Genomic DNA, 19,448 nt, shown 5'->3' on the forward strand with positions numbered 1-19,448 from the left:
TGGTCCTCTCAAATCCTCTCCTGACGCCTGGCGGCGCCATGCTCCAGATGCAAAATGGAGGTATTCGGCACTTGGAGAAACCCGATTTCCCCATACCCCGGCTCACCGGCAGGGCCGAAACTCGGCAGGCGCCTCTGACCCCTCTGCCCACCGGCCTCGTGCAACGCCCGCCTTCGGTGGCGGGTCTGGAGCGGCTACACGGCGCGCCAGGGTGGTTTTTCGTTGGTTCTGGCCGCTATGCTGCCAGAACCAACGTGAAGTTCGGGGCTTGACCCGGAGATGGTGCATCGCCCCTGCCTCCGCACGGAATCCTACCACACTATTTGACAGGGTTTGCTATAATAAGCGGCATTATCCACCCCGATCCCGCAACACAGAGAAAAGCTGAAACCCGCTCCCGGCCCGCGCCAGCGGCTCGCGGCTTGTCTGGCGCCGATGGCTGCTTCGGTTGGTGCGCTGCCGGGGTTGCCGGGCACGTAAAGGAGGTGCGCTCATGGGTGATCCCTGCCGAGTGCTGGTGCTCTACGATCACGGCGATCTGCTGGCCGCGCTAGCCCAGGAAGTGGCCGCTGGCGCGCAGGAAGTGTCGGGCGCAAGCGTGTCGCTCCTCAAGCTTCCCGACGCTTCGCGCGAGGATCTGCTCGAAGCCGACGCGATCATTATCGGCACACCGAACTGGACGGGTATCAAAGGCTCGCTCAAACGCTGGCTGGATACGACAGGGGATATGTGGGAGGAGGGCCTGCTCGCGGGCAAGGTGGGCGCGGCCTTCACCACCAGCGCCGGGCGGCACTCGGGCACCGAGTTCACCCTCCTCAATGTGCTGCACTGGGAGCTTGGCAGCGGGATGATCATCGTCGGGCTGCCATGGACCCCGACGATGGAACGTTCCGGCTCCTACTACGGCGCCACTGCCATCGGCGGCATTACCGATGAGGACCGCGCCCAGGGCCGCGCGCTGGGCCGCCGCGTGGCCGAAATTGCAGAACGACTGAAGCGTTGAGAGGGCCGCCATTCATGCCGTGACGGCGTTCACGTCTACCGACACGTGTTCGCCGCGGAGGGCGCGGAGGTTTCATCCAGCCCATCCTCCTGCGCCCTCCGCGGTAAAAGTGAAGACGCGCGCGCTACTGCCGCGCGCCCCGCTCCAGCGCCCCGGCGACGATTGCCGGAATAGCCGTCGCCACATCCTCGCGGACCACCGCATCGGCCTGTTGATCCAGATACGTCTCCTCCAGGTTCACGATGATCATCCGGGCGCCGCGGCGGGCGGCGATCAGCGGCAGGTCGCAGACCGGGGCCACTTCGAGCGAGGTTCCGGCTACCAGCAGCAGGTCGCACTGTTCGAGCAGCGCCTGGGCCAGCCAGAGCAACCCCAGCGGCAACCCCTCGTCAAAGAGCACGACGTCGGGCTTAAATACTCCGCCGCATGCGCAGCGCGGCGCGCGCCCCTGCCGGATCATCGGCAGCAGCTTCTCGCCCGGCGCCTGCCGTTCGCACTCGAAGCACGTCGCGGTCCGCAGGTGCCCATGGAGTTCATAGACGCGGCGCGAGCCGGCCTGCTGGTGCAATCCGTCAATGTTCTGGGTGATCACCCCCGTCACGCGCCCGGCGGCCTCGAACTCGGCGATGGCCAGATGCGCCGGGTTCGGACGCGCCGCCAGGATCGGCTCGATCAGCTCGTTGAGCCAGCGGTAGAAGCCGTCAGGATCGCGCCGGAACGCCCGCAGTGAAGCCACTTCGGAGGGATCGCTGCGCGCCCAGAGGCCATCTGCGCTGCGAAAATCGGGGATGCCGGAGGGCCGGCTGAAACCGGCGCCAGTAAGAACCACTACCCGTTGCGCTGCCGCCGCCAGTTCGATCGCTCGCCCAAGCTCTGTGCGCATAAGCCTTCCTCAACTCCGAAAGTGATGGCGGGAGAGCGTGGAACCCGCCCTGGTTGCCCCGCCTCTCTACCACGGAGAGGGGCTGGAAGGGCGTGGCTCTTATTATACCGATCTTGCCGACCTCACAGAACCGATGCAACGTCCCGGGGGCAGGCTTCAATCTCCAGTTTTTTCGTTGGTTTTCGCGGCCTTGGCGCCCCGGCCCCCCGCTGAAGGCGGAACGGAGGGTGGGGGGTGTGAACATAGCCAAAACCGAGAAGTCCCAATTATTTCCCTCCCGCGCCGCGGTTGAGCATCCCCAGGGCCAGCGTGATGCCCGGGTCATCGGCGGGGCTGAAACGCGTCCAGTCGTCGAGAGAGAGAATGTCAGGTTGCACGCCGGCGCCCTCCAGCCAGGCCCCGTTGGAGAGTTCAAAACCTTCCTGAGCCACCCAGAGGCGCGCGCCGCCGCTCAGATCGTAGGCGTAGATGGTTTCAGTGTTGCCCGCAGTGGGCGCGCCCACGACCACCGCGCCGCCGTGCTGTTGCAGCACCGCCGCGATCACCTCGGCGTAGGAGGCGGTGCCCTCATCCACCAGCACCACCAGGGGCAGACCGCGCAGGTCAGGCAGCACTGGCTCAATCACCAGCGGCGTATCTCCGGCGCGGCTGGTGAAGCGCCCCACCTCGCCTCGAACAAAGTGGCCGAGGAGGCCGGTCATAACGCCGCGCCAGCCGCCGGGGTTGCTGCGCAGGTCAATGATCAGGCCGCGTAACGGCGCCGCTCCGGTCAGAGCGGCCAGCGCCTCGCGTACCTGAGCGTCCATATCGTTGACCCAGAGGGTTGTAACTCCGAGGTAGCCAATGTCGCCGGCCAGACGCAACGCCGTAGGACCGATGCGTCCCTCGACTCGCTGCCGGGTGAGCACCAGGTCGCGACTGGCCTCACCGGGGCGCACGACGGTCAGGCGAACCTGGCTGCCCTCCGGCCCTTGAATGTCGCCCTGGGGATAGGCGGTGCCGTCAATGGCTACGATCCGGTCGCGGGGTTGCAGGCCGGCCCGTTCGGCAGGGCTATCAGGAAAGACGTGCTGGATGAACAACCCGTCCTGGAGCGGCAGCGCGATCACCCCGATGCCGACCTGCTCCTCGCGCCCGCTGGTCAGCACATCCTGGCGCTGGGCGTCGCCTGGAGGCAGGAAGCGCGAATGCTCATCCCCCAGGCGCCCCACCATCTCCACCATCAGGGCGAAGAATGCCGCATCATCGGCAGCGCTCTCAACCAGCGGCGCGAACTCCTCGCGCGTCGCTTCCCAGTCTACGCCGCGAAAGTCGGGGTAGAGGTACTTTTCGTTGATCGTGCTCCAGACCTCATTGAAAATCTGCCGGCGCAGCGCCATAGACAGAGGGGCTGCCTCCTCCGCCGTGGCGGGAGTGGGTGAAAGCGCCGTAGGTGACGGTTCAGTGGCAGGGCTGACCGCAATGGCTGTCGGGGGTGGCGCGGGGGTCGCCGCTGGCACGACAGGGATCGGCGTTACCATCGGCGTCGCCGGCGCCGGCGCGCCGCGCGCGGCGCATCCGGCTGCAAGCAATGCCAGTCCCAGCAACCAGCTCACCGTTCCCAGGATGCGGATCATTCTTAAACCGACGGTGGAGGGAAACCGGGGTTCCCCGCACCTCTCCCGGATCTCTCTGCACAAAGCGCGATCGTTATTCCGTTGCGAACGCCGCGGCGAGCACCTGCCCGGCCAGTTCGGCGCCGACGCTGCTGCCCTCGCCGCCGCTCTCCACCATCACCGCCACCGCGTAGCGCGGGGCGTCAAGGGGGGCCACCGCCAGGAACCATGCATGCGGTATCGCTCCCGGTACATGCTCGGCGGTGCCCGATTTGCCGCCCACTGCAATGCCCGGCACGAAGGCGCTCACGCTGCTTCCGAAGCCATAGCGCGCCACCGCGCCCATGGCGGCGCGCACCGTCCGGGCCGTCTGCGACGACATCGTCCGGCGAAGTTCGCGTGGCCGGAACTCGCGGATTGTTCCTCCATCGGGCCGGGTGATGCGTTGCACAAGATATGGTTGCATCATCACCCCGTCATTGGCGACCGCGGCGGCCACCAGGGCCATCTGCAACGGGGTGACCAGCAGTTGCCCCTGGCCATAGCCGGTGTCGGCCAGGGCGCGCGGGTAATTCAGAAAGCCCGGATCCACGTAGAGCAAACTCTGCGAGGCGGGCAGTTCGGTGAAAGCCGGATAAGAGGCAGGCGCGCTCCGGGGCGGCAGAACATCGAAGCGGCGCGCCACCTCGATCATCAGGTCCGCTCCCAGACGCACGGCGTACTGGGCGAAGGCCGTGTTGCACGAGAAGGCGTAAACCCGTTCAAGGTCGGAGGGTGATCCGGTCAGCGAGGCCAGACCGGCGACGGCATTGGTCACGGGCGGCGCGCCCTCCTGGGGCGTATAGGTCTCCGGGCAGGTAATCTCGTCGGGCCGTCCGGCCCGGGGATGTTCGAGCACCGCGATTGCCGTAACAGTTTTGAAGGTTGAGCCTGGCGGATAGACGCCTTGAGTAGCCCGGTTCAGCAACGGCTGGCCGGCGCCGTCGGCGGTCAACTCGGCCCAGTAGGCGCTGATGCGCCGATTTTCTTCCTGCCAATCGCTGGCGGCCGGGTCAAAGCTCAGCCCGCGCGGGTCGAAGCCAGGGCTGCTCACCAGAGCCAGCACGGCGCCGGTGCGGGGATCCAGCACCACCACCGACCCCGTGCGCCCGCTCAGCGCCGCCGCCGCCCCCGCCTGCAGATCGGCGTTGATGGTCAGCGTCAGGTCATTGCCCTGCGGAGCGCCGCCGAGGAAGCGTTCGCGCAGCCGCGCCCATTCGTTGCCCCGCTCGCCGGTTAAATACTCGGCAAAGCTGGCCTCCAGGCCGCTCTGACCATAGCGGGTGCTGAAGAAGCCCACCACGTGACTGAAGGCCCGCGGGTCGTAACGCTCCGCCAGCGGATAGGTGCGGCGGGCGAAACCGGCCGCGGGTTCGCCGGCCACCAGCGTCTCGCCGCGACGGTCGAGCATGCGTCCGCGCAACACGCGCTGCGAGGCCAGAACGGGTCGCACGTCGCCGGTGGTGAAGCCATCGGGCGTGGTAACCACGAACGACGTAATCGCCTCGGCCTGCACCACCTGTTGCCGGAGCAGTTGCAAACTCAAAAGCCCGAATCCTACGAGCACTACCAGTCCCAGGTTATACACGCTGCCCGACAGGCCGCGCCGCTGAGGCGGGGCGGTAATGCGCGCCGCGAGCCAGAGGAGCGGCCCGGCGGCCCAGAGACAGATCAGCCAGCGCCTCTCAGCCTCAACTGGCTGGATGATCCCGTACCCGATCAGCCCCGCGGCTCCGATCACACTTAACGTTCGCAGCGCGGTGCGCGCCATCATGGGTGCTTACTCCACGAAACACCCGGCGCCGGAGGGTATTGCCGGGAACACGACTGTATGGATTATACGCGAACGCATGTCCCACGACAAGTCATGAAGGACCTGTCTCCAGGGCTGGAGCAAGGCCGTCGCCCGGGGCGGGGCGTGAGTCGGACTGGCATCCCGGTCGTGCTGTTGCGGTGATTTTGATGAAAACTACTAAAAAACCGAGGTCAGGGTTGGCGCCGCGGGCGGTACAACACCCTGGGCTCTGCCTGGCTGGCGACTGCGGGAGGGTCTGGGTCGACGAACCCCCCCTGGGAACACTCGTTTCTTGCTCGATCAGAGGGGGTAAAAAACCCGGCTTTCCGGCGCCCCTGGTCGGGAGAGGGACGGGGAGGGCCAGGCTCTCCCCATCACCGCGCCGGCGCCTGTCCTGTCAGGAGTCAAGGGGCAGACTGGCGCGGACCGTCACCCCGCCACTCTCGCCCTCAAAGACATCAAGGCTTCCGTCGAACTCGGCCAGGCGATAGCGCACCGCCCGCAGGCCGTGCAAGCCAGGACGTTCGTAGGTGCCATCGAGAAGCCCGACGCCATCATCTTGCACGGTGAGGGAGACCCTATGCGCCTCGAAGGCGAGCAGCACGGTGGCGCTATGGGCGCGGGCGTGCTGTTGCACGTTCTGGAGGGCTTCCTGCGCGCAGCGCAGGAGCACGGCGTACTGGGCCGCATGCAAACGGCGCGCCGTTCCCGTGCAGCTCACCTGTATCGCCAGACCGCTCTGCTGGGCCACAAGGCTGCCGAGTCGTTCGAGGGCCGTTCCGAGGCTAATCTCCGGTGTTAGGGGGAGATCGTAGAGGACCCGCCGTGTGACAGGATGCTGTTCGGCGGTGGCGACCATCGGCGCGCTGGAAGTGAGGTTGGCGCCGGTCTGTCCGGGAGGTGTGCTGCGCTGCAAATCAGCCAGGCGCAGGGTTGACGCAGAACGGTCAACTGCGCCTTTGCCCTGGGCGAGGCCGCCCGTTCCCGCTTTGCCCGGAGGATGGATCGGCGCCGTTCCCGTTTCGCCGTCGCGTTCAACAACCTGTCCTGCGATGACCCAGAACCCGGCGAAGAGCAGCGGCGCCGTGACGCGGAAGGCGAGGGTCAGCGGAGCGAGGCTCTCGCCGGAAGACTGGTTGAACGTCGCCAGGCCCAGCAGATCCAGACCGATGAAGCTCAGGGCGCTTACCAGCCCGCCCCGCCAGCCAAAGAGCAGCGCGGGGAGCACCAGCGCGCCCAGGGCATACGGCAGGAATGGCAGCGCCCGGCTCTCGCTGAGCCACAGCACCGCCGCGCTTGCCGCCAGATCGACGAACCCCGCTGCCGGACGGCGCCGGAGCAGGCGAACATACCGCTGGGCCAGGGCCGTCGCCAGCACATTGACAACGCCAAGCAGCAACAACAACCCGGCGTCCCGCGGTAACGAAGCGGTGGAACGGCCAGGGACAGTCAGGGTGAGGGCTGCCACACCCCAGACTATCCAGCGGTAGCCAAAGAACGCGACGTGGTCGCTTAAACGAACGCGCCACTCTGCTGCCGGTCGCTTCACGCTATTCCCTTTCCCGGACACGACGCCGTGGCGGCGGGGGCAAGCCAGTCGGTCGAGGGTAAAAATCCACCCACAGTGTAGCAGAAAGACCCTTTCCCGGCAACCTGAAATCGCTTCAAGGAGGCGGGATTATTTTTCCTATCTTAAGAATCGCGGCAGCGCCGTCGCAAGCGGAGGCCGGGTCGGCGGGCTGCCGAGGACCAAACCATTCCCGTTGCCTACGGATCGGCGAGGACCCGCCTCGCCGACCCGCGGCGGCAATCATCGCCACCCGGCATTATTGCCGCAAGGCTGCGTATATAATGACGGCGAACAACCCGCCGCCGATCAACCCGTACTCCACCAGCAGCCGGCGCTGCAATTGCCCGGACCCCAGGTGGTGTACGAGGCTAACGGCGACATAAAAAATCACCAGTAGCACCGTGCCGGCAATCAGGAAGCTGGTGGCCCAGTAGTTCAGCGCCCACAGAACCTCGGCAAGCATCAATCCCACCACGGCTGACATGCGCCAGCGGTTGGCGGCCGGGGTGTAGGCCAGCAGGCCGTAGGACAGGAAGGCGGCCGTCGCCCCGATCAGCGTCGCCGAGTAGAGCGTGCGATAGCGCGTGTAATAGATGGCGCTGAAGCATCCAAAGGCCAGCAGATATCCGATGGCCTGCAGTACGGTCTGCGCGCGCTGACTGATCGCCGGGTCGCGGTCAAGGGCGTAGTGCTGGGCGATGAGTGCTGCCAGCAACAATCCCCCCGCCGCCACCAGCGCCAGCGCGAGGGCCAGGCCCTGCCATGCCCCGCTAAACAGGCGGAAGAAGGCAAACGAGCCGACAACGCTGAAGGAGGGCAACATCCAGAATGCCGGCGCGACTTCAAACCGCACCACTCCCAGGTCAACCACGGGAAGGGCGCGGTGTTGCATTTGCGGATGCGAGCGAATCAACACATCGGCGCCGGCGCTGGTAATGATGACCAGCGAAGTGAGCAGGAGCCACGAGACGCTGATCGTCGGCAGATCGCCCCCCAACACGAACCGCAGGGTGTTGGGATTGCCGTCAATGAGAAAGATCACCGTTAGCCCGATAAGCGTCACGATGACCAGGGAGACAATGCGGTCGTAACGCGGCGCTGGCGAAGGCGTAATCACGGGGCACCTTTATGCACAGATTGGCTGTGCATCTACTTGACAAACGATTGACAGCACAAGTTTTACATGCTATATTTCGAAGTGTTAAGGAATTACATTGCTGCAAATGGGGTTGTAGAACGCCTGTGTTCCATAGCATCACCTTCGAGTTGATCGGGGGCGTCCGGCAATATACTGACCTGAAGGCTCGGAGAAGCTCGTAAGCCCTGCACCTTTCTACATACGGTGGAGGGCGAAGAACCTGGAGTCTGACCGCTTTCGCACCCTGGCTCCGGTTCACACTGCGCCGCGTGCGACTGTGACACGGGCCGGCGACTTGCCTATTACGGGAGGTTCCTGGGAGCACGTCACACTTGTCGCTTCTCCCAGTCTTCCTCGGTTTCGTGCCTGCGTAGGGTATTCTTACATCAGGAGCAAAGGTTATGACTCTCCAACCCGATAGCTCCTCGGCTGACCTGGTTTCCACCGAGCTTGAAGCCTACACCCTTCTCCGCCAGGTCAATTCGATGATGGACATCTACAATCGTTATGACTTGCGCAGCGAGGATCTGACCGTTCCTCAGTTTATGATCCTCAATTATGCCACGCCCGAGGGCGTGCCGCTCAGCGAGATCAGTGCGCGCATGCTCTGTGACAATAGCAACCTGACCGGCATCGTTGATCGCCTCATCAGCAAGGGTTACGTTCAGCGTCGTCACGACCCCCAGGATCGCCGCGTCAGCCTGATCTGCATCACCCCTGAAGGGGCCGATAAGCTCCGGCGCATCAAGCCGCGCCATCATGCGCGCGTTAGCCGCCGCATGCGCACCCTCTCCGAGAGTCAGGTTCAGGAGTTGCGCGATCTGCTTCAGCAACTTTTCCAGGGGTTGCGCGAGCGAACGCCTGATGAAGACGCTGCTGAAGCACGCTGACCAGCCGTCTTATGGGGTGCATCTGAATCCAGGTCCCCACTGGAGAGTCTGGGAGGGCATAGCCCTCCCAGAAGCCTCTATGCCCTTTCCTGACGCCGAAGTTGCTCCACCCGCTGCTGTTGCACATACAGCGGCGGCACGCCGTAGAATGCCCGCTCCAGGTCGCTGACTGCCGGATCAACCGCTCCGAGTGACCAGCGTCCGTGCTGCTTAAGGATCTGGGTGCCAAAGCGTTGCGGCTTGCCGCTCGCCACCAGCCAGCGATCCCAGGCCATGGCCTCCAGCGTCCAGGACCTGGCTTCGCCGAGCTCCGCCGCGCGTCGGGCGAACATCCGCGCCAGTTTGAAGTGCGCCGCGCTTTCGCCGCAGAGCAACACCCACGCGGCGTGAAAGTTGTCCAGAGCGTCAACAATACGGCCCTGCGCGTAGAGGTCAATAACGCGCCGGCACCGCGCGCGCATTGCCGTCAGGTCGGATGGATCGGCCTGAGCTTCGAGGCTTTCGCGGGCCAGGCGTTCCAGTTCTTCGCCGGGGCTTTCAAAACTCGCCCGTTCCAGCGCATCATCATTATCTTCCATGATGCAGTCTCCCCGTGAGCCTTTATGCCCTGCTCGCGGAGGTAGTGTACCACAGCATTGGCTGTCTGCGCCGAGCGGGGCCGGTTCGCCCCGCCCTTATCGTCCTGTGCCAGCAGGCCCGGCAGAGCGCAAGGTAGCGCGTGCCCGCGGCGTGGCGGAAGCGGTGGACTTCGAGGCGCGCGCCGCGACGCCCACAGGACTGGCAGGCCCCTCTGGCGCGCAGCCGGGCCTGGATGCGCCGCGGCATGTCCACGTGGTCGAGCAGCAGGTGCAGGCTCAGGCCCAGGGCCAGGGGGCGCGCCGCCGGATAGGCGCCGGTCCAGGCCCACGCCAGCGGCAGGGCCAGCCAGGGGTTGTGCAGCCACGAACGGAGCGATCCATAGCGCGGTCGCGTGTCGCCAGCAGTGTAGCGCCGGCCACGGTAGCGGTTGTAGCGGAGCGCCCCTACCACGCTCCAATCCCCAGTGCGCAACCCGTAGAGTGCCATGTGGTCAAGGTCAATCAATGTGCCGGCCGCCACGAGGGCCGCCAGATGTTCCAGCCGGCGCGGATACAGGGCCAGGCCCAGCGCCGATGAGATGAGCAAGTGGGTGCATGGATGCATGCCGGGACCTCGCCTGGGTGTGGATCGATACTGTGCGGGGAAATCGGGCTTCCCTCAGACTCTCGCTCAATTGCAGCGCCACAAGAACGTGAAGGCCTGCGGGCGCCCGCGGCGCCCGCGGTTCCTGTCAGGACGGAAGCTAGTATTCATCGTCGTCGAAGTCCTCGTCCTCGCCGGATCGCAGAAATGGCCCATAACGATCGTAACGTTCGAAGAAGCCGTAGTGTACATTCCCCACGCTGGCCCGTCCGCCGCCGAGCAGGTACTGGCGGGCTGTCGCGGCTGGCGCTGCTGCCTGATCCACGCGCCCGGCGCGGTAGGCGGCCATCACTACCTGGTAACTGTCTTTGTCTCCCAGATCGCTTAACGCCATCGCTGCGCCCGTGCTGACCGGCCTCGCGGACTCGGCTTCCAGGCGGTGGCGCGCCTCGACGATCACCGTGTCACGCACCTCTGGCGCGCGCGTCGCCACGTATGACAGACAGGCCATAGCGAGCATGCGCGCCAGCGGCGGATGGCTTTCGTCGTCGGCGTAGCTTAGCAGCGCCGGCAGGGCCGGGGCGCCAGTTCGCCCGATGATCTCCAGCGCCTCCTGGTTGTACAACCGCGCTGGCACATCTGTTTCACTCCACGTCGGCGCCGGCAACGCTTCCAGCAGCGGGGCGATGATTGATACGTCGGGCAGTTCGCCCAGCAGACGCAGAGCGTGGAGTGGGCCGAGGGTCGCCGGCATCGGTGCGTGCAGGTCCTCGGTGTTTGTCGCCAGCTTGAGCAGTTCGCTCCGCGCTGCTGGACCAGGGGCGAGGATCTGCTCCACCAGACGTTCGGACGGGCGCAGGCCTGCCCGCCTCAACTGGCGCACCAGGTCGGCGGGCGATGATGTTGCGACCATGGCGTGATTCCTCCACAGCGATTACACCGCGGCTTCCGCGGTTGTTCCGGCGGCTTGGAGCAGAGGGGCAAAACTGCGCCGGTGGAGCGGACAGGGGCCGTAACGAGCCAGGGCGCGCCGGTGGGCGACGGTGCCATAGCCCTTGTGGGCCGCGAAGCCGTAGACCGGATAAACCCGGTGAGCGGTATCCATGAGCCGGTCGCGGGTCACCTTGGCCACGATGGAGGCCGCGGCAATGGTCAGGCTGCGGGCGTCACCCCTGACCAGGGCCTGCTGGCGCAGCGTCAGTTCAGGGAGGCGCAGGGCGTCAATCAGCAGGACGTCAGGAAGGAAGGGCAGGTGCAGCAGGGCCGTCAGCATCGCCAGGCGCGTAGCGGCCACGATGCCGAAGGCATCAATGACATAGGCCGGCACGATCCCGACCCCCACTCCCAGGGCGGCGGCGCGTACCTGGTCATAGCGCTGCGCGCGCGCGGCGGCTGTGAGTTGTTTCGAGTCATCAACCCCGGCGAGGAGTTCGGGCCGTCGCAGCGCCGCCTCACCCAGCACCACCGCGGCGGCCACCACCGGCCCTGCCCAGCAGCCCCGTCCAGCCTCGTCGAGGCCGGCGATGCGGGTATGGCCCGCGGCGAGCAGCGCGCGTTCGTGCTCAGTGGTTGGCGGCATACGGGGTAAGATCTTCAACTGCCGTTTCTTCCCGCTCGCCGATCAGGACCATCGCCTGGCTCGGCCCGACCCGCGCCCAGCGTCGGGTCAGGCGCATCCCGGCGATGCGCAGGGGCACAGGCGGCGGTTCGGCCCGCGGATGGCGGTAGACCGGGGCAAGCAGGGCCAGGCGGTACACCACGTCAATCGCCCGGGCGTACACGCCGGGGTCGAGTTCAGCCGAGGGGACGATGACCAGGCGACCGCCAGGGGCGAGCACGCGGTCAATCTCCTGATGCGTCGCGGGATCGAGAATATACTCGGACGGAAAGGTCGCGACCACGGTATCGAAGCGGGCCGCGGGGAAGGGCAGCGCCTGCGCATAGCCCCTGACCAGCCGCGGTGCGCGCCCGTGCCGGCGCAGGCGCCGGGCGGCGATGCGCGCCATCTGCGGCGAGGCGTCAATGCCGGCGACATCCGGGCGCGCGGCCAGGGCGAGTTGCAGGTGACCGGTGCCGAAGCCCAGTTCCAGCACTCGCCCGCGCACTTCGGGCAGAGCGGCCCGCACCCAGCCGAACCACAACCCCCCCGATACTGCCCAGGCCACTGCATCGAAGGTCCAGGCGAACTCGCGGTAAAAATGGTGAAAAACGCGCCGGATGAAACGGCGATACAAGGCGCTCATCCCCTCATATGACCGACAAGGTTTCTCAAGGCGGGCGCCGGCGGGACGGAAAGCGATTTCCCGGGAGAGCCTCGCCCTCCCGGAGCCTGCCGCGTGCAGCCTGTCCGGGCCTCAACTCCGTCGCTCTTTGATGCGCGCGGCCTTGCCTGAGCGCCCGCGCAGGTAGTAGAGCTTGGCGCGGCGCACCTTGCCGCGGCGGATGACCTTGATCGAGTCCACCCGCGGGGCGTGGAGCAGGAAGGTGCGTTCGACGCCGATGCCGTGCGAGGCGATGCGGCGCACGGTAAAGTTCTCGTTGATTCCCCCGCCGCGGCGGCGGATCACCACGCCCTCGAACTCCTGGATACGCTCGCGGTTCCCTTCCACCACCTTGACACCCACGCGCACGGTATCGCCAACGCGGAAATCAGGGATGTCCTGCTTCATCTGGCGCTGGGCCAGTTCCATCAAAATCTGATCCGACATCGCCGGACGCTCCTTGCCATCGTACCAGGCCGGCGCCAGGCGCCCGAACGCCCTCGGGACTGGCGGGCCACTCCAGTGACACAACAAATCTGGCAGGCGCGCGTGCCACCTGCCAGATCGGCTACCGACGGGATTATAGCACAGCCCGGCGCAGCCGGCAAGCGCGCTGGCGCCGGGCGGGAGCCTTCCCGCGGAAGGGAGTCGGGCAACCCGGGATCCCCACGTTCATCGCGCCAGGTGATGCGGGGCGCGGCGGATTGGCCTATTCATCCAAACTGCCGTGGCCTGAGATTGTGCAGGATCACCGTAGCCCCGACCGAGGACTAAGATTAAGATAACGTGAAAGGTTCCGCTGGAGGCAACTCGCCTGATCCCACGCAGGAGATCATCGCATCGTGGCGCGCAAGGCACACGATGTGTCCGACTTAGCGACGGCGCACCGAGTCGACACGATCGGTTCACCCCATCTCGCCTCAGCAACACTCGCCAGCATAACTGCCGTTCCGGCCGTTGGCTGGCCTTTACCCGTTGAATCCGCTGTGCCACCGGCTAACGTCTCGCGGCGCGCGGACGCCCTGCATGCGCCCGTAAGACCACGTTCGTCTGTTGCGACAAGGAGACCAGAGGTATGAGCATGACCCCGAAGGACGTCCTGAAACTCATCAAAGACAACGGCATTCAGATCGTTGACACGCGCTTTACCGACCTGTTCGGCGGCTGGCAGCACTACTCGATCCCCGCCTCGCGTCTAACCGAGGACATGTTTGTAGACGGGCTGGGCTTCGATGGCTCTTCGATTAAGGGCTTCCAGGTGATCAATGAGAGCGACATGCTCATGGTTCCCGACCCCAACTCGGCGTTCATTGATCCCACCCTCAAGGTGCCGACGCTGGTGCTGATCTGTGACATCATCGATCCGATCACCCGGCAGCCCTACACGCGCGATCCGCGCACGGTGGCGCGCAAGGCCGAGGCCTATCTGAAGAGCACCGGCATCGCCGATACGGCCTACTTCGGACCCGAAGCCGAGTTCTTCCTCTTCAGCGATGTGCGCTTCAGCCAGGCCGCCGACCACGGCTTCTACTTCATTGACAGCCCCGAGGCGGTCTGGAACACCGGGGCCCAAGTCGAGGGCGGCAACAAAGGCTACCGTATCCGCCACAAGGAGGGCTACTTCCCCGTACCGCCCACCGACACCCTGCAGGACATCCGCTCGGAGATGATCCTGAAGATGATGCAGATCGGCATTGAGATCGAACTGCACCACCACGAGGTGGCCACCGCCGGCCAGTGCGAGATTGATATGCGGTTCGACTCGCTGGTCAATATGGCCGATAAACTGCAGAAGTACAAGTACATCGTGCGGAACGTGGCCCGCGCCCATGGGCTTACCGCCACATTCATGCCCAAGCCGATCTTTGGCGATAACGGCTCAGGCATGCACACCCACCAGAGTCTGTGGAAGGACGGCGAGCCGCTGTTCTTCGATGAGGCGCGCTATGCCCTGCTCTCCGAGATGGCGGAGTACTACATCGGCGGCATTCTGCATCACGCCCCGGCGCTGCTGGCGATCTGCGCGCCGACTACCAACAGCTATCGCCGCCTGGTGCCCGGCTTCGAGGCGCCGATCAATCTGGTGTACTCGGTGCGCAACCGCTCGGCGGCCATTCGTATCCCGACGTACTCCTCCTCGCCTAAATCGCGCCGCATCGAGTTCCGCGCCCCCGATGGCATGTGCAACCCCTATCTGGCCTTCGCGGCGATGTTGATGGCCGGTCTGGACGGCATTCAGAACAAGATCGCCCCGCCCAAACCGCTCGATGTGGACATCTACGAACTCTCGCCAGAGGAGAAGGCCGGCATTCGCGGCACTCCCGGATCGCTCAGCGAGGCCCTGGACGCCCTCGAAGCCGATCATGCCTTCTTGATGAAGGGGAACGTCTTTACGGAGGACGTGATCGCCACCTACATCGAAGGGAAGCGCAAGGAGGCGGTCGCCATCTCTCTGCGCCCGCATCCCTACGAATTCATGATGTACTACGACGCCTGATGGCAACCGCCTCGCACGGAGCGGGGGCGCACAACGAGGGGCGTGGGGAAAGCAAGTTTCCCCACGCCCCTTCCAATGGCACCAGGGTAGCGCAACCTTCCCGTCTGGCCCCGGACTGGCGAACGAAACCCCGCCGGCTGCAGCTACGGGCGGGTGCGCGGCGGGCGCGCGCGGGCCCCGGCAAGCACGAAGAGGGTCAGCAGCGCAGTGGTCAGGCCAACGTACAGCGCCGCGGCATCGGTCGCCATCAGGCCGGCCAGCACGAAGCTGCCAAAACCGGGCGTCATCCACGCCACCCAGCTACAGATCAGCATCCCCCGGCGTTCGTTCGCATTCAAACGGGGCGAGTCCTGCAACAGGAGGATGGTGGCCGCCCATCCCATCAGCGCCAGAAAGAAGCCCGGAACTTGCATCAGGATCTCCATCTTGAGCCTCCACACGCCTCATTGCAGTGTCGGTAGCCCTATCCTAGCAAACCTCCTGTACATTTTCAACAACTTGAAGGTTGTGATTTATGTACTTTTTGCACAAATTGTGAGAGATAATGGCGCTTCGCGGCGTAGACCCGCCATGGCGGGGAGGGTAGCGCAACCCTCAGGGTTGCGCACTACTTCGGCGGGGGCGCGGAGCAACTCGGGAGGGCTGCACCTTCCCGGCAGGGGCATGTTGTGGTAGCAGGCGGCCGGGGAAACCCTTTACTGCCGTGGGCGCAACCTGGAAGGTTGCGCCCACGGTCAGTCTATGCCGCAATTGTCCTCCAGGATCAGCGACAACTATCCTTTTAGCCATTTCCTTTCCCGGACTCTCATTGCACAATACACTGCACGTGAGCGGTTCACTCCTCGCCACTAGCTGTGTGGAGCGCGGATGCGCACCCCTGCCGATGTAGCGCAATCCTGAGGGTTGTACGCAGCCAGGGGAAACCCTGCTTCCTGCAACCAGATGTCAATCGTCCGGGGAAAATCTCTTAAGCGGCAAGTGAGGGAAGATGTTCGAGTTTATCAGAGCCATGTGGGTGGGTACGATAGAAGCCATGCGCCTCAATCCGCGCGCCTTCGAGATCGTGGAGGCGAATCCCCGCACGGGCTGGGTGGTGCTCGCCGTGGCGATCGTGGGCGGCGCGTCGCTGTTGCTGGGCCAGAGCGTGATCCTCTTCGTCAACCGCGTTCGCCCGGGGCGCTTCGTGCTGAGTTTGCTGCTCAACGGCGTCGTCTTTGCGCTAAGCCTGATGGTCTGGGGAGCGGCAATCTGGCTGACGAGCAAGGCGCTCTTTCCCAATGAGATCCCGCTCTCGAAGGCCCTGCGCCTGACGGCCATGGGCGCGGCGCCGTATGTCTTCGGCTTCCTGGTGCTTTTGCCCTACGCGGGCAATTTCATCGGCAAGGTGCTGGCAGTCTGGAGCTTTCTGGTGGTGCTCGCGGCGATGACATCGCTGGCCAACGGAAACTTTGGCCCGGCGCTGGTTTGCACGGTGATCGGCTGGCTGCTCGTTATGGTGATGAGCGCGACGATCGGGCGGCCGGTGATCTACGCGCGGAATGCGATCTACCGGCGCATTACCGGCGCCGATCTCGACGCGAGCGTGCAGGATATTCTCACCCAGTTCGCCGCTCCGCCTGAAGAGGCCTCCAGCAAGAGCCGGAAAGGTGCGCCATGATACTCTCGACGCTAAGCCTGTTGCTCACTGGTCTGATCCTGCTGATTATCCTTGGCGCGCTGCTGGCCCCCTTCGAGAGCCTGGGGTGGTGGGCGGGCTGGTTCGGCGAGAAACCGGCGTTGCCCGGTCAGAAGATGACCGAGGCGCACAGGGCGATACCGGAACATCCGGCGGGATCGGCGGTGGTGTACCTGTCGGGCATCGGCGCGATTGACGCCGACTCGATCCCCCAGGAGGAGATAGACTGGGGAATGATGGCGATCAAGCGCCTGCCGGGGGTGCTGGTGGTGCCGGATGTGTATCCCTACTCGGTCACCAACGCCGGGTTGACCGCTGATCGCGGCTTCTCGCGGATCTATCGCTGGATCGAGCAGCGGCGCCTGGAGAACCCCTACGACCTGTTGCAGTTTGTGATCAACCTGCGCAACCTGTTCCAGGTGGCCGTATCGGCCGACCGGCGCTACGGGCCGATCTACAATCTGGGGGTGGCGAACGAGATTGTCAAGGCCCTGGCGAACCGCGGCTACCGGGTGGGCAGCGGCAAGCCGGTGACGCTGGTCGGCTTCAGCGGGGGGGGGCAGATTTCCCTGGGGGCGGCGACCTACCTTGCCCCGGTGCTGAAGGCGCCTATCCGCATTATTTCGATCGGCGGGGTTATGGCCGATGATCCGGGGTTGAACCACATCACCAGGCTCTACCATCTGTACGGTGAGGCCGACCCGGTGCAGAAGCTGGGCCACTGGCTCTACGCCGGGCGCTGGAAGTGGTTCCCGCAGAGCGACTGGAACCGCGCTATGGCTGCGGGCAAGATTGAGATGATCAGCATGGGGCCCATGGCTCACAACGGCGCGAAGAACTACTTTGGCTGGACGGCCTTCACCCCCGAAGGAAAGTCCTATGCCATCGCCACGATTGACAAGATCGGCGATCTGCTGGCGAAAGACGGGTTGATCGACCCGGCGGCGTTGCAGGCGGCACGCGCGGCCAATGATCCTGAGGCCAGGGCCTATGAAGCTGCGCGTGTGGCCGAGGCCGCCCGCGCGAAGGAAAAGCAACGCCAGGCCAAGACAGCATAGTGAGGATTGAGCCATGCGGCGCAAACGAGAGCGGGTTCCCGTCGAGAGCAACTACGCGCGCTACCGCGCGGCGCAGTTCAATCGGATCGAAGAGTATCCCGTCGCCCAGAGCCTGGACCCGGCCCGCTACCGCCCGGTGGGGGCGTGGATGGGGCGACTGGTCCTCCCCGCCATTCAGGAGCGGGCGCTGGTCCTGGGCGCCTGGATGGAGGTGCGTCATGCCCCCGAGTCCCACCGCGGGCTGGTAGGGACGCAGGTGCGCCTGCGCTGGATGTCCACCCCCGATCTCAACGCCCGGCTCTGGGGCGCGTCGCGCACCGTCGTGCTCGACGAGAACGCCTGGGAGTCGGTGGAGAAAGGGACAGTGGTGGGCGAGCGTCTGCACGGTCTGACCCACGTCAACCCGCTCGAGTCGCTGGCCGGCGCCCATCCCTACGATGACATCCTGGTGCGCCTCGATGGACCCGTCGCGGTGGATCTGGCTCCGGGCGATGGAGGCCCGCCAATCGTGACGATCAGCCGGATGCCGGTGGAGATCAGCGCGCCGTTCTACGCGCTGGCGCGGTTCCTCGGTCCTGCCGAGGCGCCCGACACCTACCGCGTGGTCCATTATCAGGCTGCGGCTGGCGACTTTAGCGGCCCTGAGGAAGTAGTGTACATGCCCGAGGTGATCCCGGACATGCACGATACGCGCAATTTCACCGTCGCGGGCATCGAACGCTCGCCCTGCAACGAGCAGGGCTGGTACCTCTATGGCGCGCAGGATCGCCAGGGGCGCTTCGTGGTGCGGGCCGTGGCAGCGCGACAACTCTTGCGCCTCAATCCGCTCGCCGTGGTGGTGGGAAGCGGGGAAGCGATGGACTACCTGCGCCCGCGGCAGTGGCGGCGGGCCGCGGCCAAGGGGCAGGCCACCCAGGTCCTGCTGGTCCCCGACGGGATACACCCCGAGGCGGCGCGCGCCGGCTGGGGCGAGGGCGATCAGGCCCTGGTCATTCACATCTACGGCGGCATCGGCGGCAACAAGACTGAACCGGCGGCCCGCACGCCGCTCTACTGGGGCCATGTCGCCTTCGGCGTCGCCACGGTCGTCCATGAGCCGCTGGCCGGCGAATTGAGCTTTGATATCGTCTATCACCAGGTCTACGCCCACAATGCCGATGGCCTTGCCTCCGGGGCGATCCACTACAGCCGCTACAGCGGCGACCGGCAGTTCGGCTGGGCAGGCGTCCGGCCCATCCAGGATCTGCTGGTCAAGATTGACGCCCTGAGCGGCGCGTTTACGATCTTCGACACCGAAGTTGCCGCGCTGGAGCAGATCTGCAAGTACCTTGAGGTCATGGAGGCGCGCTATCGGGTGGCCGACGGGCGCGGAGCCACCTTCGTCGGCGCGCTCAACAATTGCGCCCAGGACTCGGCCCAGGCGCTCTACATCGCCGTGCGCGAGGTGGGACGCATACTCGGGTCGCGGGCCGATGTGCGCGCCGAGATGACCGATACGCCGGAGGAGGCCCGGCGCCTCGAAGCGCTACAGGAGCTGGGGGAGGAGATCCGGCGGGTGTTGCTGCCCTGGGGGTCGGCGCGCAGCGACTGGGAGTACGAGGCCGCGGTGCTCGGCGGCGGTGGCTCCGGGCTGCTCGGCGCTATTGGCGATGCTATGAAGAGCTGGCGCACCATGCTGCCCCCGGTGATGGCCCGCGCCCTGGCCGAAGTCTTCCTCGAACAGGGCGCCACAATCTACGCCCTGCGCACCTACCAGGTCGGCGGCGATGACCCGGATGTTGAGCCGATTGTGCCGAATGTGTAACTTCCCGGAAGGAATACGGCAACAACGGGTTTCTCCTGCCAGCGCAACCCGGAGGGTTGCGCCAGCGGGGAAATCCAGT

The 19,448-nt window shown here is 65.5% G+C and carries 18 protein-coding genes; 6 read left to right on the forward strand and 12 right to left on the reverse strand.

From position 1 onward, the window contains the following. Positions 1–493: 493 nt before the first annotated feature. A complete protein-coding gene (locus NZU74_07845) occupies positions 494–1,003 on the forward strand; it encodes an NAD(P)H-dependent oxidoreductase (GenBank protein MCS6881232.1) in 510 nt (169 codons plus the stop codon). Between the two features lie 124 nt (positions 1,004–1,127). Here the strand turns inward: NZU74_07845 and NZU74_07850 are convergent, their stop codons facing one another. The 5 genes from NZU74_07850 to NZU74_07870 form a co-directional block, all read right to left on the reverse strand. Continuing rightward, the gene (locus NZU74_07850; GenBank protein ID MCS6881233.1) at positions 1,128–1,886 is read right to left on the reverse strand and encodes a Sir2 family NAD-dependent protein deacetylase; all 759 of its coding nucleotides are present in this window, start codon (positions 1,884–1,886) and stop codon (positions 1,128–1,130) included. Between the two features lie 266 nt (positions 1,887–2,152). Further along, the gene (locus NZU74_07855) at positions 2,153–3,502 is read right to left on the reverse strand and encodes a S41 family peptidase (GenBank protein MCS6881234.1); all 1,350 of its coding nucleotides are present in this window, start codon (positions 3,500–3,502) and stop codon (positions 2,153–2,155) included. A 73-nt stretch (positions 3,503–3,575) separates the two neighbouring features. Beyond that, positions 3,576–5,294 carry a penicillin-binding protein 2 gene (locus NZU74_07860; GenBank protein MCS6881235.1) on the reverse strand — a complete coding sequence of 573 codons (1,719 nt, stop codon included), beginning with the start codon at positions 5,292–5,294 and terminating at the stop codon, positions 3,576–3,578. Positions 5,295–5,712: 418 nt separating this feature from the next. Further along, positions 5,713–6,864 (reverse strand): histidine kinase, encoded by a 1,152-nt coding sequence (locus NZU74_07865; protein ID MCS6881236.1) that lies wholly within the window; start codon positions 6,862–6,864, stop codon positions 5,713–5,715. A 277-nt stretch (positions 6,865–7,141) separates the two neighbouring features. Next, on the reverse strand, positions 7,142–8,002 hold the full coding sequence (locus NZU74_07870) for a hypothetical protein (protein ID MCS6881237.1): 861 nt from the start codon (positions 8,000–8,002) through the stop codon (positions 7,142–7,144). A 422-nt stretch (positions 8,003–8,424) separates the two neighbouring features. Here NZU74_07870 and NZU74_07875 point away from each other — a divergent pair, with 422 nt between their 5' ends. After that, positions 8,425–8,913, forward strand: coding sequence for a MarR family transcriptional regulator (locus NZU74_07875; protein MCS6881238.1), 489 nt, complete (start codon positions 8,425–8,427; stop codon positions 8,911–8,913). Positions 8,914–8,990: 77 nt separating this feature from the next. Here the strand turns inward: NZU74_07875 and NZU74_07880 are convergent, their stop codons facing one another. The 6 genes from NZU74_07880 to rplS all read right to left on the reverse strand — a co-directional run bounded on the left by NZU74_07880 (position 8,991) and on the right by rplS (position 12,782). After that, the gene (locus NZU74_07880; GenBank protein ID MCS6881239.1) at positions 8,991–9,491 is read right to left on the reverse strand and encodes a hypothetical protein; all 501 of its coding nucleotides are present in this window, start codon (positions 9,489–9,491) and stop codon (positions 8,991–8,993) included. Positions 9,492–9,513: 22 nt separating this feature from the next. Further along, positions 9,514–10,095 carry a hypothetical protein gene (locus NZU74_07885; GenBank protein ID MCS6881240.1) on the reverse strand — a complete coding sequence of 194 codons (582 nt, stop codon included), beginning with the start codon at positions 10,093–10,095 and terminating at the stop codon, positions 9,514–9,516. Positions 10,096–10,234: 139 nt separating this feature from the next. Then, positions 10,235–10,987: a hypothetical protein gene (locus tag NZU74_07890; protein ID MCS6881241.1), complete on the reverse strand. Its 753-nt coding sequence runs from the start codon at positions 10,985–10,987 to the stop codon at positions 10,235–10,237. 21 nt (positions 10,988–11,008) lie between these two features. Further along, a complete protein-coding gene (locus NZU74_07895; protein MCS6881242.1) occupies positions 11,009–11,653 on the reverse strand; it encodes a ribonuclease HII in 645 nt (214 codons plus the stop codon). Beyond that, positions 11,637–12,317 carry a methyltransferase domain-containing protein gene (locus tag NZU74_07900; protein ID MCS6881243.1) on the reverse strand — a complete coding sequence of 227 codons (681 nt, stop codon included), beginning with the start codon at positions 12,315–12,317 and terminating at the stop codon, positions 11,637–11,639. The genes NZU74_07895 and NZU74_07900 overlap by 17 nt, the downstream gene beginning before the upstream one ends. Positions 12,318–12,428: 111 nt before the next feature. Further along, entirely contained in the window at positions 12,429–12,782 is a 354-nt protein-coding gene (gene rplS, locus NZU74_07905; GenBank protein MCS6881244.1) for a 50S ribosomal protein L19, read from the reverse strand. A 628-nt stretch (positions 12,783–13,410) separates the two neighbouring features. Here rplS and glnA point away from each other — a divergent pair. Further along, positions 13,411–14,832: a type I glutamate--ammonia ligase gene (gene glnA, locus NZU74_07910; GenBank protein MCS6881245.1), complete on the forward strand. Its 1,422-nt coding sequence runs from the start codon at positions 13,411–13,413 to the stop codon at positions 14,830–14,832. Between the two features lie 143 nt (positions 14,833–14,975). On the opposite strand, the gene NZU74_07915 is transcribed toward glnA, so the two are convergent. Further along, positions 14,976–15,257 carry a hypothetical protein gene (locus tag NZU74_07915; GenBank protein ID MCS6881246.1) on the reverse strand — a complete coding sequence of 94 codons (282 nt, stop codon included), beginning with the start codon at positions 15,255–15,257 and terminating at the stop codon, positions 14,976–14,978. A 563-nt stretch (positions 15,258–15,820) separates the two neighbouring features. On the opposite strand from NZU74_07915, the gene NZU74_07920 reads away from it, so the two are divergent. Genes NZU74_07920 through NZU74_07930 form a run of 3 tightly spaced genes read left to right on the forward strand, consistent with a single transcriptional unit; the run spans position 15,821 to position 19,369 of the window. Continuing rightward, positions 15,821–16,489: a hypothetical protein gene (locus NZU74_07920; protein MCS6881247.1), complete on the forward strand. Its 669-nt coding sequence runs from the start codon at positions 15,821–15,823 to the stop codon at positions 16,487–16,489. Continuing rightward, positions 16,486–17,565, forward strand: a complete 1,080-nt coding sequence (locus tag NZU74_07925; protein ID MCS6881248.1) for a hypothetical protein — start codon at positions 16,486–16,488, stop codon at positions 17,563–17,565. Before NZU74_07920 ends, NZU74_07925 begins: the two co-directional genes overlap by 4 nt. A 13-nt stretch (positions 17,566–17,578) precedes the next feature. Then, positions 17,579–19,369 (forward strand): hypothetical protein, encoded by a 1,791-nt coding sequence (locus tag NZU74_07930; protein ID MCS6881249.1) that lies wholly within the window; start codon positions 17,579–17,581, stop codon positions 19,367–19,369. Positions 19,370–19,448: the final 79 nt, after the last annotated feature.

The organism is Chloroflexaceae bacterium (assembly GCA_025057155.1).
In the GTDB taxonomy this organism is placed as follows: domain Bacteria; phylum Chloroflexota; class Chloroflexia; order Chloroflexales; family Chloroflexaceae; genus JACAEO01.